Below are 13905 nucleotides of genomic sequence, written 5' to 3' on the forward strand. Positions count from 1 at the left end.
AGCTAGGTATTTCGCAAAGCTGAAGGACGCTTTTATGCCAGTGACGATCAACAGGCCCGAACTGCTTCAGGACGGCGATGACGCGCCGTTCCGCCAGATGATCCACGATGCGCTGGGCTTCGGCACCCGGCTGCTTGAGATCCGCAACCGGCTCGGCGAGGTGATCGGTCTTTCGGGACCGGCCTTCTCCATCCTCATCGCCATCGAGCACCTGTCCAAGGATGCCGATGTCGGCATCAGCCAGGTGAGCGATCACCTGCACCAGTCCGGCGCCTTCGTGACACTGGAGGTGGCCAAGCTCGTGAAAGCCGGGCTCGTCGACAAGTTCGCCAATCCGGAAGACGGTCGCCGTGTCATCGTCGAAGTGACGGGCAAGGCCCGCGCCCTGCTTGCCGAGCTTGCCGAAACCCAGCGCCCCGTCAACGACGCGATCTTCGCCGGGCTCGACCCCGATGAATTCCGCGCCTTCGCGAAGATCGCCGCGAAACTCGTCTCCGGCACGGAGGAAAGCCTGGCGCTGCTGCGCTATCTGGCCGAGCAACGCCGCAGCCGCGCCTGACAGCCCCGAATGGAGCCACGGACGTCTGAGGCCGGCGTCACCGCCGGCCTTTCCGTTTTATGCCGCGAACGTCTTCCAGCGGGTCGGCCGGAAGCGGAGCACCGTGCCGGTCGAGGCCTGCGCGTCGAGCGGCACCTCGATCTCCACATGATGCGGTTCACCGGGCTTTCCGACGTCGATATCCGCTATGCGGGTCCCGGCAAGGCGGCGGGAGGTGGAGACACGGCCTTCCAGCGCCGGCGTCGCCGGATCGGAGACAAGCACGACATCCTGCGGACGGAAGAACAGCGTGCCGTCGCCGGAGGCGATATCGCCGCCGCGCGGGGCGATGCCGATCGTCTCGTTCTGGAAGCGCACGGCACCATCCTCGATGCTGACCGGCAGGCTGGCGCTGTCACCGATGAAGGAAAAGACGAAAGGCGAGTTCGGCCGGTCGTAGACGTCGTCGGAAGAACCGACCTGCTCGATCTTGCCCTGGCTCATGACGACCACGCGGTCGGCGAGTTCCAGCGCCTCTTCCTGGTCGTGGGTGACGAAGACCGTCGTGTGACCAGTGCGGTCGTGGAACTCGCGCAGCCAGCGGCGCAGTTCCTTGCGCACCTTCGCGTCGAGTGCGCCAAAGGGTTCGTCGAGCAGCAGCACCTTCGGCTCGATCGCCATGGCGCGAGCGAGCGCCACGCGCTGGCGCTGGCCGCCCGAAAGCTGGTTCGGGTAGCGCTTTTCGAGGCCGGAGAGCTGGACCATCTCCAGAAGCTCACCGACGCGGCGCTGGATTTCGGCCTTTGGCGGTCGCTCGCCGCGCGGGCGCACCGTCAGGCCGAAGGCGATGTTGTCGGCAACGGTCATATGGCGGAAAAGCGCATAGTGCTGGAAGACAAAACCGACATGGCGCTCCTGCACCGTGCGGTGCGAGGCGTCCTCGGTGCCGAAATAGATCTTGCCGAGCGTGGGCGTCTCCAAGCCGGCGATGAGGCGCAGCAGCGTCGTCTTGCCGGAGCCCGAGGGCCCCAGAAGCGCGATCAGCTCGCCCGAGCGGATATCGAGCGACACGTCGTTCAGCGCCGGGTATCGATCGAATTCCTTGCGGATGTTTTTTACACTGACGTCCATAGAGGGCGTGCCTTTCAATGCTTGCGGCCGGCCGCGATTTCCGCGCCGTAGTGAAGTTCGAGGGCCGTCTTGACGACGAGCGTGACGAGCGCCAGCGCAGCGAGCAGCGACGCCACCGCGAAGGCGGCGACGAAATTGTACTCGTTGTACAGGATCTCCACATGCAGCGGCATCGTGTTGGTGAGGCCGCGGATATGACCCGAGACCACCGAGACTGCGCCGAACTCGCCCATGGCGCGGGCGTTGCAGAGCAGCACGCCGTAGAGCAGGCCCCATTTGATGTTGGGCAGCGTCACATACCAGAAGGTTTGCCAACCGCTCGCGCCGAGCGACAGCGCCGCCTCCTCGTCGCCCGTACCCTGCTCCTGCATCAGCGGGATCAGTTCGCGCGCGACGAAGGGGAAGGTCACGAAGACGGTGGCCAGCACGATGCCCGGCACGGCAAACAGGATCTCGATGCCGTGGCTCTTCAGCCAGGGGCCGAGCACGCTGCCGGCGCCGAAGAGCAGCACGTAGACGAGGCCTGAAATGACCGGCGAGACCGAGAACGGCAAATCGATCAGCGTCGTCAGGAAAGCCTTGCCCTTGAACTCGAACTTGGCGATGGCCCAGGCCGCCGCCACGCCGAAGACGAGGTTGAGCGGCACGGCGATGACGGCGACGAGCAATGTCAGCCGGATGGCGGCCAGCGTATCGGGATCGCCGAGCGAGGAGAAGAACTCGCCGGGCCCCTTGCGAAAGGCCTCGATGAAGACGGCCGCAAGCGGCAGGATGAGGAAGAGCGCCAGGAACAGGAAGGCGGCCGCCATCAGCGCATAACGCGCCAGCGGGACTTCCGTCGTCGGCGAATGCAGGGTTTTACGCCCCATGTCCGTACCTCCTGCGGTTCCACGTCTGGATGAGGTTGATCACCAGCAGCATGGCGAAGGAAAGACACAGCATGATCGTGGCAATCGCCGTCGCCGCGCCGTAGTTGAACTCTTCGAGCCGGATAACGATGAGCAGCGGCGCGATTTCCGAGACGTAGGGAATATTGCCGGCAATGAAGATGACCGAGCCGTATTCGCCGACACCGCGGGCGAAGGCCAGCGCGAAGCCCGTGAGGATTGCCGGAGCGAGACCGGGCAGCAGTACGCGGCGGATGGTCTGGAAACGGTTGGCGCCGAGCGTTGCTGCCGCCTCCTCCACCTCGCGGTCGATCTCCTCCATGATCGGCTGCACCGTGCGCACCACGAAAGGCAGGCCGATGAAGACGAGTGCGATGACGATGCCGGTCGGGTTGAAGGCGGCCTTGATGCCGAAGATGTTCAGCACCTGGCCGACCCAGCCATTGGGCGCATAGAGCGCGGCAAGCGCGATGCCGGCGACGGCCGTCGGAAGCGCGAAAGGCAGGTCGACGATCGCGTCGACGATGCGCCGGCCGGGAAACTCGTAGCGCACGATGACCCAGGCGACGAGCACGCCGAAGACGACATTGATCAACGCGGCGACGAAGGCCGTGCCGAAGGACACTTCGAGCGCCTTGATGGTGCGCTCATCGGAAAGGATTGCCAGGAACTCCGCACCCGTCAGCGAGGCGGAACGCCAGACGAGGCCGGCGAGCGGGATGAGGATGATGAGGGTCAGGTAAGCGAGCGAAAAGCCGAGCGTCAGTCCGAAACCCGGAATGACACTCGGCTGTCTCAGTCGCCACCGCCCGGAGGCAGCAGCAGATGTCGTCAAAGGACTTAGTTCCCCGGCTTGTAGATCTGGTCGAAGACGCCGCCGTCACCGAAATGCTCGGGCTGTGCCTTGGCCCAGCCGCCGAAGATCGGGTCGTCGATCGTCACCAGCTTAATGTCGGGAAGCTGTTGCAGCAACTCGGGCTTTACCACTTCCCGTTTCGAAGGACGGTAGAAATGCTTGGCCGCGATGTTCTGGCCTTCCTCGGAATAGAGGTAGGTCAGGTAGGCTTCCGCCTGCTTGCGGGTGCCCTTGGCGTCGACATTGCCGTCGACGACAGCGACCGGGGGTTCCGCCAGGATCGAGATCGGCGGGGCGACGATGTCGAAGGAGTCCGCACCGAATTCGGCACCGGCGAGATAGGCTTCGTTTTCCCAGGCCAGCAATACGTCGCCGATCTGGCGCTGGGCGAAGGTGGTCAGCGAACCGCGGGCACCCGTGTCGAGAACCGGCGCGCGCTTGTAGAGTTCGGCGATATACGCCTTGATCTTGTCCTGATCGCCGCCGAATTCCTGGTTCGCCCAGGCCCAGGCCGCGAGGTAATTCCAGCGCGCACCGCCCGAGGTCTTCGGGTTCGGGGTGACGATCTGCACGTCGCCCTTCACGAGGTCGCCCCAGTTATGGATGCCCTTCGGGTTGCCCTTACGCACCAGGAACACGATGGTGGACGTGTAGGGCGAAGAATTGTTGGGAAGGCGCGTGCGCCAGTCCTTGGCGATCTTGCCGCTCTTTTCGACGATGGCGTTGATGTCGCTTTCGAGAGCGAGCGTCACGACGTCGGCCTCGAGCCCGTCGATCACGGCGCGGGCCTGCTTGCCCGAACCGCCATGCGACTGCTGGACGGTGACGTCCTCGCCTGTCTCGGCCTTCCAATGTTTGGCAAAGGCCTCGTTGTAATCCTTGTACAGCTCACGCGTCGGGTCATAGGAGACGTTGAGCAGCGTCGTCTCCGCCAGCGTTGCCGTTGCACTGCCGAACGCAAGTCCGACACTCAGGAGCAATGCCCCCACCCGTTTTACCAAAATCGACATCTCAACCTCCTGGATGCTTGTCCCGACCAAAACCCTATTGAATTAGTAGAGTTAGTCAACAATGCCCGGAAAGTTCGCAAAACGGGTTCCAAACCAGCCGAAACCACGCAATGGAAGACCTGCCTCTACCCGCAGGTCGCGCATGGTTCATCTCGCAAACCGCCTGCCAAGCGCAAAATGCATCCGCCGAAAATGACCGTTTTTGCGCCTCGCGCCAAACTTTTTTAGGGCTGCGAGGTCCGGGCAAGCCCGTGCGGGGTCGCAGCGAGGACGGCGCGATAGGCTTGGCGCACGGTTTCCGCGAAGGTGAACGGCCCCGGCCGCAGGCTGGAGGCGATGGGTCCGATCACGGAAAGTGCCGGCACCGGCGCGCCATGGTTCGACAAACGGCCGCCGTCATCGATGCTCAGCGCCGCCGCATCGCGCGACAAGAGGCCGGCAAGCGCCCGCGCGGATGGCACCTCACGGCAATCGACGGTGTTCTCGTCAGCGGATTTCAGGGAGCGCGGGGGAACGAAGCGCGTGCGACCGGTCTCGATTTCGGTGCCGAGGCGCCGATGGACGTCGGCGGCGAGGCGGATGGAGAAATGGCGATGCAGGCGCAGGAGATGGCGGCGGTAACGGTTGCGTTCGGCCTGGGGCAAGTTGCGCCAGACGACGGCAAGACGGGCGGAAGCGGCATCGACCACGGCCTGCCAGTGACCGCCCTCGCGCGCCTCCGCCGTTCGACATTCGCGCCGGACATAGCGAAAGGCCTCCTGGAGCGACCGGCCGGCCGGCGGCTCGCCGAAGGCGATGCCGCCATGCGACCGGACATGGGGTTGCGGCAGGCGGCCGCTTGCGGCGGCCACATGGATGTCGCCTGCATAGCCATTTGCCCGCAGGTGAAGAAGGATGGCGGCAAGGCGCGGGCCGTTGCCGACGAGTGTCAGCGGCGGCGGATTCTCGTGGCCGGAAAGCCGGTCGGCGGCGGCATGGGCCGCCTGCCAGGAAGCAGCCTCGCGCTGCGCCACGCCAAAACCGGTGGCGACGAAGACATGGTCGAAATCGGCGCATTCGCCATCGCGGAAAACGAGGCGCGGCATGGCAGCATCGATATCGACGTGCCGGACATGGCCGCGAAACGTGCGGATGCGCACGTCCTTGCGCAAACTGAGCGCCTCGCCGAAGCGCGCCATGACATAATCGCGGTAGAGCGCGCGCGGCACATGCAGGTCCTGGGGACGACGCAACGTCGCGATCGTGCCATCGGCAAGCCAGTTGCTCTTCAGCCAGTCGGCAAAATCATCGGGCCGTTCGGGCGCGACGGATAGATCGCGCGCGGGCTCAGTCGTCGGCGCCATGCCAGCCGCGCCATTGCCGAACGCGCCCGGCGCATCCTCGGCATCGATCAGCCAGGCCTCGAAGGGCCGGTGCAGGCGCTTCATCAGCGCGATCGCCGTGACGAGGCCGGACGGGCCAGCGCCGATGATGGCGATCTTCAGGATCGGCCCCCCTGTCGGCCAAGGCCCGTCTTCGCCTACGCCTCTTTCAAAGAACATGCCCTGTCCTTTCCTTTCGCGATGGAAGCCGAACGGTATGATAGCGCAGTTTCAAACATTTTCTACATTTTTACTAGACTAATAGGGCGCATTGCCCCCGACCATTCTTCCGGCTCGCCGGCGAGCCCTCCCATGGGATCGGAAAGCAGGTCGGAAAGCGTCGTGCCATCAAGGATTTCGTCCGACGCGGCGACGACCCTTGCAAAGACGCGGCGGACTGCGCAGAGCCTGCGGTCGCGGCAATCCGTGCAGGGGCGATGCCCGCCGCGCGACAGGCAGCCGAGCGGCACGAATGGCCCCTCCATCAACCGCAGCACATCACCGAAGACGATCTCTTCCGGGCTGCGCAGCAGGAGATAGCCACCGTGTTTGCCCCGGCGGCTGGCGACGAAACCCGCCCGTTTCAGTTCGAGCAGGATTTGTTCCAGAAACTTCTTCGGGATCGTCTCCCGCGCCGCGATGGCAGCGATGCGCATCGTCTCGCCCGGTGCGATCCGCGCCAACGCAAGCAGCGCGCGCAGGGCATATTTGGATTTTTGCGAGATCATGGCCGAAGACGATCCCTGCAGCGGCGCGGCCCTCTCATGCGGCGACCCCGGCGGCGATGCGGCCCGCGACGGCACGGGCCTGAACACGGATATCGGGCACGGCGGTGATCTCGAAGTGCCGGCCGGCGGTGAGCGGGCCGAGCGCGTAGAGGCGGCCTTCGGAGACTGGAACGGCGGAATTGTCGTCCACCGCGATACCGAGACCGATCGGATCGGGTTCGACAATCCCTTGGGCGGCAAGGCTTGAAAGCAACGGCGATGCCGTCACCGTACATCGCTCGAAACCGGTGCAATTGACCACCATAGCGGCCGACAGGACCTTGCCCTGCACCGTCGCGGCGATGCCCTTCTCTTCCGACTTCAAGGCCTGCAGCCCTCCGCGATGCACGACAAGCCGGCCCGTCTCGCGAAGTGTCGCGATTTCCGCCGCGACCGCTGGCGCCATGCGGTGGCGGTGAACATTCCAGAAGGGCGCGGCATGCCGGAGGAACCGGCGCTGCTGTCCCGGCGTCCAGCTCTTCCAAAGTTGCTGTGTGATGGGGCGGAGGCCATCCATCGCAGCGCGCCAGTCCGGCGTCGCCGTCGCTGCTGCGCGCAGGGTCGCCAGCATGTCGCTGACCTCGCCGCGCCCCGGCTCTAGCACGGGCGGCAGCGGATCGGCACGATGGCCGAGATGGGCTTCCGGCAGGAGACCGTTGCGGGAGACGGCATGGAACCTACCGCGAAAACCGTTGCGCACCAGCAGCAGGCACTGATCGACCATGGTCAGACCGGTGCCGACGAAAAGCACGTCGCCATCCTCGGGCATGCGGTCCCACCACGGTTCCATCCAGGGATTCTGCACGATGAACGGACGAACCTCCTCGGCAATGGCCTCGTCCGGCAACGGCAGCCGGCCCGTGCCGGCCCCGGTGCAGAGCGCGGAGATGCCCGCGGCAAGTTCGGATCCGTCAGAGAGTTGGAAGAGCAGTCCGCCGTCCGCGAGCGCCTGCGCATGCAGCGCTTCGGCATCGACGAGCGTGAGCACAGCGCGGTTGGCCGTGCGCTTCAACGCGGCATCGAGGCAATCGCCGACATAGTCGCCATAGAGGCCGCGCGGCACGAAATCGTCCGCCGTCGCGGCGTGACCGTTTTCCACCAGCCAATGTGTAAAATGCGCGGGCCGGTCGGCAAACAGGCTCATTCGCCCGGCCGGCACATTGAGACGATGGCAATCCGCCGTTGTTACATAGGCAATGCCCCTGCCCTGCCGTTCCCTTGCGCCGACGAGGCTTACTCGCGCCGTCGGCGGTGCCAGCTCAATGAGATTGAGCGCGAGCGCCACGGCCGAAAAACCGGAACCGATGATCGCCACATCCGTGTCTTTCCGCATACCATTTCCTCCCCGGAGGATGACGTCATCAATCTAGCGACTAATATCTATAAAATCTATAGACTATTGCCATGGCGATTTTCGACTGAGGAATGGCAAGATGGCCGACTTGGTTCCGGGGCGGGTCAGGCCCGATCGATCGGGTGGCTTGAACCGGTCGGGACGGATGCTATTGTGTGTGCGCTTTCACCTGCGCGAAGCGGAAGCCGGAACAAGGCGGCGGGTTACCGGTTTTCTCTTCCGGCATGGGATGCGGCCGCATTTGCCCGGCGAAAAGTGCGAGCGCCGCACGCTGTCAAGCGGCCCAGGCTTTGCGCCTGACGCCAAAGTGATCTATACAATGTCTATAGAATATGATCTTTTGCCCGACCTAGCCTGCGCACCCTGAAACCACCTTCCGCAAGGAGCTGACGCCATGGGTACGATTTCACCAGCGCTCGACCGGCCGGTCCGCACCGCCGCCGTTATCGGCACCGAAGACGAAGCGATGACCGTGGCCCGCACGGTCGCCGGCATCTTCGACCTTTCAGGCCCGGCCGCCAACAGCACCGCCGAGGCCCGCCTCGATCTCCTGTCCCGCTCCGGTCTGTTCGGCATTTCCGTTCCGACCGAACATGGCGGCATCGATGTTTCCAACACGGTGCTCGTCGGCGTCTGCGCCGAGGCGGCGGCGCATTCGGCCGCGCTTGGCGAGATTCTCGCCGCGCATTTCACCGCGCTCGAACATATCCGCAGTTTTGGCATGGAGGGACAGCGCAACACGCTTTTTGCGGCCGCTCTCTCCGGCGCACGGCTGGCGAGAGCCGCCGGCCGGCGCAATGGCGTGGAACTGGACGCCCTGCCGCTCTCCATCATTGGCCTCACGCACCGGCTGAGCGGCGAGGCGCTCTCGACACCCTGCACGCGCCACGCCGACTGGATGCTGATCCCCGTGCGCGCCGATACCGGCAAGACGGTGGGGCTTCTGCTTGCGACGCGCATCGAGGGTCTGCGCTACGCTGCCAATACCTGCGAGCCCGCACCGGGCGGCGCGCAACCCGCCGAGCCCGTGCTGTTCAAGGACGTGCTGATCGACGGCGACGTCTTTCTCCACGCGGCCGGCGATGCACCGCAGCCGCCCGTGCCGCAAGCGCTCGATCTCCTGTTGGATGCAAGCCGCCATCTCGGTGCCGGCCGCCGCGCGCTGCGAAAGGTTCTGGACGACACGCCGGAACCGCTGGCCGTCGGCCTCCTCTCCGCCCGCCTCGCCGCGGCGGAGGCCATGGCTGAAGAGGCCGGACGCGCCATCGACGCCGCCCAGATCGGCCTTGCCGGCCAGCACCGGACAAACGCCTTCGCGCCGCGACGGCCGCCCTGGCGGTGGCGCAGGAGGCGACGAACGGCATCAGGCAAGCGGGGTTATCTGAAAAGGCGGGAACGGAGCCAGCGCTCTCGGCCGCGTCGCTGGCCGCGCTGGAACAAAGCGGCCGCCTGCTGATCGAGATGCACCGGCACGCGCCGGAGGACGAAAGCTAAAGCATTTCCAGACGGGCGGCAGCGCTTCGGCCCGTCTCGTCCGACGGGCCGTGAAAGCAAATCAGCCGGCGCGCTTTTCCAGCTCGTCCTCGCCGATGATCGCGGCGGCGCCGGGAACGGCGACGAACTGTTCAAGCGTCATCGTATCGAGAATGGAGGCAATGGCGTCGCGCACATCGGTCATGGCGCGGCGGACCTGACAGGTATCCGGATCGGCGCAATCCTCGCAGGCCTCGAACGCCGTGCGGCTGGCGCAGCGGATGGGGGCGAGCGGGCCGTCAAGCACGCGGATGGCGTGGCCGATGCGGATTTCGGACGCCGCGTGCGAGAGCGAATAGCCGCCGCCGGGCCCCTTCTTGGAACGCAGCATGCCGGCATTGCGCAGTTCGAGCAGGATCGTGTCGAGAAACTTCTTCGGAATATTGTTGCGCAGCGCGATCTCGCTGACGAAAGCGGTTTCACCGGGCGCAAGCCGCGCCAGGTCCACCAGGGCCTTCAGTCCGTATTTTCCCTTTTTCGTCAGCATGTCCGCCTGCTTTCCATCAGCATATCTGCATTTTCCGGATACGCCCGGCGGCGCGGACGCGCACGTCGCGTCCCCGGATCGGTCCGTCGTCTTCGGGAAGATCGACCGGATCCATTCTTGCCGGGTGATTCCGGCTCATTCTAGGCACCGAAGTGCGAAAAACATATAAAAACGGTATAATTTATTTGTGCGCTGCGTCGCAAGGAAAACAGCCTGACTTGTCAAGCCTTTCGCGGGTTTTCGCCTGCAACGTGATCATTCCGCATCATGTTTCGCCCTCTCCGGCCCCTGGAAGGCAGCTTTTTGCTTTCGCCGCCTGCAGCGGGCAATGGTTCAGGGGCACAACCTGTTCCATTCCCGCCGTGGATGAACGCAAAACCAATCGCCGCGCGGCCCGAAAATTGAGGCAAAATTTTCTCTACTAAATTTATCGAATATATAACCTCTAGTTACCGGCCCGCCAAAACGCTCGGGCAACGGCAACTTGAGGAGAGCATCATGACCATTACCCGCAGAACCCTGCTTGCCGCGACCGCCGCGTTGACGCTGGCAGCATCCTTCGGCACAGCCTTTGCCGAAGAGGTGACGCTCAATATCGGCTACCAGCCGATCGTCGAGCCGTCGCGCGTCCCCCAGGCCGACGGCACCTACGAAAAGGTGACCGGCGCCAAGATCAACTGGCAGAAATTCGACGGCGGCGCCGACGTGATCGCGGCCATCGCCTCCGGCTCGCTCGATATCGGCTATGTCGGCTCCTCGCCGCTCGCCGCCGCATCCAGCCGCGAACTGCCGATCGAGACGATCTTCGTCGTCGGCCTGATCAGCGAGGCGGAAGCGCTCGCGGTCAAGGGCATCGAAAAGCCCGAAGACCTCGCCGGCAAGAAGATCGCTACCCCCTTCGTCTCGACCGCCCACTATAGCCTGCTGACGGCGCTGAAGCACTGGAATGTCGATCCGAAGTCGGTCGAGATCCTCAACCTGCGCCCGCCGGAAATCGCGGCTGCCTGGGAACGCGGCGACCTCGACGGCGCCTATGTCTGGGATCCGGTCCTTTCCGAGCTGAAGAAGAGCGGCAAGGTTCTGGCGACCTCGGCTGACGTCGCCGAATGGGGCGGCCCGACCTTCGATGCCTGGATCGTCAGCAAGAAGTTCGCCGAAGAACATCCCGACGTCGTGACGGCCTTCGTCAAGGTAACGGGCGACGCGACCGCCGCCTATCGCGCCAACCCGGACGCCTGGAACGCCACCTCGCCGGAAGCCGAAAAGATCGCACGCCTCACCGGCGCCAAGCAGGACGAGGTTCCTGCCCTTCTCAAGGGCTACATCTTCCCGACGCTTGAAGAACAGGCCGGCGAGGCGCTGCTCGGCGGCGGCACCGTGAAGGCGGTTGCCGACACCTCGGCCTTCCTGCTCGAGCAGGGCAAGATCCCGGCCGCACTCTCGGACTACAAGCCCTACGTCTCCACCCGCTGGGTCACGGACGCGACCAAGCTCGCCTACTGATCAGGCAAAAATCCTGCGGCGGAGGTGGCCCGGTTGCGCGCAAGCGCCGCCGGGCCATCGCCAGAGATACGGTATCCCAACCCGGAGGCCCCATGAGCATCCTGACATTCCGCAACGTCTCGCTCACCTATCCGGCAAGAACCGGCCGGGGCGGCACGGGCGACAAATGCGTCCTCGACGGCATCAACCTGCAGGTCGCCTCCGACGAGCTGGTGGCGATCATCGGCCGCTCCGGCTCCGGCAAGACGAGCCTGCTGAACCTTGCAGCCGGCTTCCTGACGCCGACGTCAGGCACCATCACGGTCGATGGCGCACCCGTCACGGGGCCGGGCGCCGACCGCGCCGTCGTCTTCCAGGACGATGCGCTCTATCCCTGGCTGGATGCCCGCGACAACATCGCCTTCCCGCTGAAGCTGAAGGGCGTTCCGCTCGCCGAACGCCGCGCCAGGGCGGATGCGCTTCTGGCGCGCGTCGGGCTTGCGGATGCCGGCGATCGGCGCATCTGGGAACTTTCCGGCGGCATGCGTCAGCGTGTCGGCATTGCCCGGGCGCTCGCCGCCGAACCGCGTTTCCTGCTGCTCGACGAACCGCTCGGCGCCCTCGATGCGCTGACCCGCACGCGCATGCAGGACTTCCTCCTGCGCATCAAGGCTGAAAGCGGTGCCGGCGCCGTTCTCATCACCCACAGTATCGAGGAGGCGCTGCTGCTCGGAACGCGCGTCGTGGTGCTTGCGCCCAATCCGGGCCGTCTGACGGCCGAGATCGAGGCCGGCTTCAATGCCGAAATCCTGAACGGCGCCGCCGTCGCGGACGTGAAGGCCTCGCCGATCTTCAAACGCATGCATGCCGGGCTCACCGGTCTCATCCACGCCGGCGAAGAGGAGCTTGCCGCATGATCCTTTCCACCGAACTTGACGTTCTGCCGATCGATGCGAAGGACACGGAGCCGGCGCGCGCCACGCGGCCCATCCCCACCGCGCTCATCTCCACGCTCACCGTCGGCGTCATCCTCGGCCTTTGGGGCCTTGCCTCGGCCTATGCGCTGGTCTCGCCGGTCTTCCTGCCCTCGCCCCGCCAGGTGGTCATCGCGCTCTACAATCTCGTGGTGAAAGGCTTTGTCGATGCGACGCTCGCCGAACATGTCGGCGCGAGCCTCACGCGCATCTTCGGTGCGCTGATCGCCTCTATCATCATCGGCATTCCTGCCGGCCTGGCCATCGGCACGAGCCGCGTCGGCCGCGGCATCCTCGATCCCATCGTCGAATTCCTGCGCCCGCTGCCGCCGCTCGCCTATCTGCCGCTCGTCATCATCTGGGTCGGCATCGGCGAGGCCTCGAAGATCACGGTCATCGCGCTGTCCATGCTGCCCTCGATCATCCTGTCGACCTCGGCCGGCGTGCGCGCCGTCTCCAAGGAGCATATCAACGCGGCCCGCTCGCTCGGCGCAGGCAAACGACAGGTCCTCACGGAAGTGGTGCTGCCGAGCGCCGTGCCGTCGATCCTCACCGGCATCCGCATCGCGCTCGGCGCAGGCTGGACGACGCTGGTGGCGGCGGAACTCGTGGCGGCGACGAGCGGCATCGGCTTCATGATTCAGTCGGCCGCACAATTCCTCGTCACCGACATCGTGATATCCGGCATCATCGTCATCGCGCTGATCGCGATTTTCCTGGAATATATCGCCCGTCTCATCGAGCGCCGGCTGGTGCCCTGGGCATCCCACCGGTAGCTGCAAATGTGCCGGCGCTCAGTTGAGCGCCAGTCCCATACCCGCGACGGCCGCCGTAAAAAGGCGGCCGTCATCCGTCGCGGCAAAGGGTTCGCGCTCGCGACGCAGCTTCAGGAGTTCGAGAAAGTCATAACCGGCCGTCCAGCGGCCGAAACCGCTCGCGACATTGATATGGCCGGCATTGCCGATATCGACGAGATCGCTGCCCCAGGCACGCGCCGCCCTGCGCAGCTGATCGACCGGCATATAGGGATCGTCGAGGCTGCCGACGACCAGCGACGGAAACGGCAGGCGGCGGCGCGGCATCGCGCCGAACCGGATGATACAGGGATGCAGCGTCTCGGTCGTATCGAGGTCGCAGGGCGCGACGAGCAGCGCGCCGCGAATGCGGGATGCCAGCCGGCTTTCGGCGAAATGCGCCGCCAGCACACAACCGAGGCTGTGACCGACCAGCCAGATATCGCCGACCGTCATCTCCACCTGCTGTTCCAGCGCGGAAAACCAGTTCTGCCGATCCGGGCAGGCCCAGTCGACCTGCTCGACGACGCGGCTGCCCGGATTGTCCTGCGCCCAATGGCGCTGCCAATGCCCTTCCGGCGAACCGTTGAGACCAGGCAGGATCAGCGTGTCGACGGGAATATCGATGGACGGCATGGCGGCACCCCTTTCTTCGCAAACAGGATAGGCGAATGATGCGGGCAAACGGCCGGGCTGATAAGAAAGCGGCTGCTATAGTCTCTAAAAAACAT

At 65.0% G+C, this 13905-nt stretch carries 14 protein-coding genes; 5 read left to right on the forward strand and 9 right to left on the reverse strand.

Features of this window, described 5'->3' with window-relative positions; all coding sequences use genetic code 11:
• The first annotated feature begins 34 nt into the window (after window positions 1-34).
• Complete coding sequence (locus MUO32_RS09980) at window positions 35-559, forward strand: MarR family winged helix-turn-helix transcriptional regulator (RefSeq protein ID WP_257948063.1); 525 nt, start codon at window positions 35-37, stop codon at window positions 557-559.
• Window positions 560-616: 57 nt separating this feature from the next.
• On the opposite strand, the gene MUO32_RS09985 is transcribed toward MUO32_RS09980, so the two are convergent.
• The 7 genes from MUO32_RS09985 to MUO32_RS10015 form a co-directional block, all read right to left on the reverse strand.
• On the reverse strand, window positions 617-1669 hold the full coding sequence (locus tag MUO32_RS09985; protein WP_257948064.1) for a sulfate/molybdate ABC transporter ATP-binding protein: 1053 nt from the start codon (window positions 1667-1669) through the stop codon (window positions 617-619).
• 14 nt (window positions 1670-1683) lie between these two features.
• Window positions 1684-2538 carry a sulfate ABC transporter permease subunit CysW gene (gene cysW, locus MUO32_RS09990; RefSeq protein WP_257948065.1) on the reverse strand — a complete coding sequence of 285 codons (855 nt, stop codon included), beginning with the start codon at window positions 2536-2538 and terminating at the stop codon, window positions 1684-1686.
• The gene (gene cysT, locus MUO32_RS09995) at window positions 2528-3391 is read right to left on the reverse strand and encodes a sulfate ABC transporter permease subunit CysT (RefSeq protein ID WP_257948066.1); all 864 of its coding nucleotides are present in this window, start codon (window positions 3389-3391) and stop codon (window positions 2528-2530) included. Before cysT ends, cysW begins: the two co-directional genes overlap by 11 nt.
• A 5-nt stretch (window positions 3392-3396) precedes the next feature.
• The gene (locus tag MUO32_RS10000; protein WP_257948067.1) at window positions 3397-4422 is read right to left on the reverse strand and encodes a sulfate ABC transporter substrate-binding protein; all 1026 of its coding nucleotides are present in this window, start codon (window positions 4420-4422) and stop codon (window positions 3397-3399) included.
• Between the two features lie 224 nt (window positions 4423-4646).
• Window positions 4647-5963, reverse strand: a complete 1317-nt coding sequence (locus MUO32_RS10005; protein WP_257948068.1) for an FAD/NAD(P)-binding protein — start codon at window positions 5961-5963, stop codon at window positions 4647-4649.
• A gap of 62 nt (window positions 5964-6025) precedes the next feature.
• The gene (locus MUO32_RS10010) at window positions 6026-6511 is read right to left on the reverse strand and encodes an Rrf2 family transcriptional regulator (RefSeq protein ID WP_257948069.1); all 486 of its coding nucleotides are present in this window, start codon (window positions 6509-6511) and stop codon (window positions 6026-6028) included.
• 34 nt (window positions 6512-6545) lie between these two features.
• Entirely contained in the window at window positions 6546-7883 is a 1338-nt protein-coding gene (locus tag MUO32_RS10015; RefSeq protein ID WP_257948071.1) for an FAD/NAD(P)-binding protein, read from the reverse strand.
• Between the two features lie 415 nt (window positions 7884-8298).
• Between MUO32_RS10015 and MUO32_RS10020 the strand changes: the two genes are divergently transcribed.
• Complete coding sequence (locus MUO32_RS10020; protein ID WP_257948072.1) at window positions 8299-9360, forward strand: acyl-CoA dehydrogenase family protein; 1062 nt, start codon at window positions 8299-8301, stop codon at window positions 9358-9360.
• Window positions 9361-9459: 99 nt separating this feature from the next.
• Here the strand turns inward: MUO32_RS10020 and MUO32_RS10025 are convergent, their stop codons facing one another.
• A complete protein-coding gene (locus MUO32_RS10025) occupies window positions 9460-9924 on the reverse strand; it encodes an Rrf2 family transcriptional regulator (RefSeq protein WP_257948073.1) in 465 nt (154 codons plus the stop codon).
• Window positions 9925-10422: 498 nt separating this feature from the next.
• Here MUO32_RS10025 and tauA point away from each other — a divergent pair, with 498 nt between their 5' ends.
• The 3 genes from tauA (at window position 10423) to MUO32_RS10040 (ending at window position 13156) form a co-directional block, all read left to right on the forward strand.
• A complete protein-coding gene (gene tauA / locus MUO32_RS10030) occupies window positions 10423-11427 on the forward strand; it encodes a taurine ABC transporter substrate-binding protein (RefSeq protein WP_257948074.1) in 1005 nt (334 codons plus the stop codon).
• A gap of 92 nt (window positions 11428-11519) precedes the next feature.
• Window positions 11520-12323: a taurine ABC transporter ATP-binding protein gene (locus MUO32_RS10035; RefSeq protein WP_257948075.1), complete on the forward strand. Its 804-nt coding sequence runs from the start codon at window positions 11520-11522 to the stop codon at window positions 12321-12323.
• Window positions 12320-13156: an ABC transporter permease subunit gene (locus MUO32_RS10040; RefSeq protein ID WP_257948077.1), complete on the forward strand. Its 837-nt coding sequence runs from the start codon at window positions 12320-12322 to the stop codon at window positions 13154-13156. The genes MUO32_RS10035 and MUO32_RS10040 overlap by 4 nt, the downstream gene beginning before the upstream one ends.
• 18 nt (window positions 13157-13174) lie before the next feature.
• Here MUO32_RS10040 and MUO32_RS10045 read toward each other — a convergent pair whose 3' ends face one another.
• A complete protein-coding gene (locus MUO32_RS10045) occupies window positions 13175-13810 on the reverse strand; it encodes an alpha/beta hydrolase (RefSeq protein ID WP_257948079.1) in 636 nt (211 codons plus the stop codon).
• Between the last annotated feature and the right edge of the window lie 95 nt (window positions 13811-13905).

The organism is Shinella sp. CPCC 101442 (assembly GCF_024704725.1).
GTDB lineage: Bacteria > Pseudomonadota > Alphaproteobacteria > Rhizobiales > Rhizobiaceae > Shinella.

Coding starts and splice junctions, on each gene's coding strand:
- MUO32_RS09980 (WP_257948063.1), top strand. CDS start 35: ATGCCAGTGACGATCAACAGGCCCGAACTGCTTCAGGACGGCGATGAC.
- MUO32_RS09985 (WP_257948064.1), bottom strand. CDS start 1,669: ATGGACGTCAGTGTAAAAAACATCCGCAAGGAATTCGATCGATACCCG.
- cysW (WP_257948065.1), bottom strand. CDS start 2,538: ATGGGGCGTAAAACCCTGCATTCGCCGACGACGGAAGTCCCGCTGGCG.
- MUO32_RS10000 (WP_257948067.1), bottom strand. CDS start 4,422: ATGTCGATTTTGGTAAAACGGGTGGGGGCATTGCTCCTGAGTGTCGGA.
- MUO32_RS10005 (WP_257948068.1), bottom strand. CDS start 5,963: ATGTTCTTTGAAAGAGGCGTAGGCGAAGACGGGCCTTGGCCGACAGGG.
- MUO32_RS10010 (WP_257948069.1), bottom strand. CDS start 6,511: ATGATCTCGCAAAAATCCAAATATGCCCTGCGCGCGCTGCTTGCGTTG.
- MUO32_RS10015 (WP_257948071.1), bottom strand. CDS start 7,883: ATGCGGAAAGACACGGATGTGGCGATCATCGGTTCCGGTTTTTCGGCC.
- MUO32_RS10020 (WP_257948072.1), top strand. CDS start 8,299: ATGGGTACGATTTCACCAGCGCTCGACCGGCCGGTCCGCACCGCCGCC.
- MUO32_RS10025 (WP_257948073.1), bottom strand. CDS start 9,924: ATGCTGACGAAAAAGGGAAAATACGGACTGAAGGCCCTGGTGGACCTG.
- tauA (WP_257948074.1), top strand. CDS start 10,423: ATGACCATTACCCGCAGAACCCTGCTTGCCGCGACCGCCGCGTTGACG.
- MUO32_RS10035 (WP_257948075.1), top strand. CDS start 11,520: ATGAGCATCCTGACATTCCGCAACGTCTCGCTCACCTATCCGGCAAGA.
- MUO32_RS10040 (WP_257948077.1), top strand. CDS start 12,320: ATGATCCTTTCCACCGAACTTGACGTTCTGCCGATCGATGCGAAGGAC.
- MUO32_RS10045 (WP_257948079.1), bottom strand. CDS start 13,810: ATGCCGTCCATCGATATTCCCGTCGACACGCTGATCCTGCCTGGTCTC.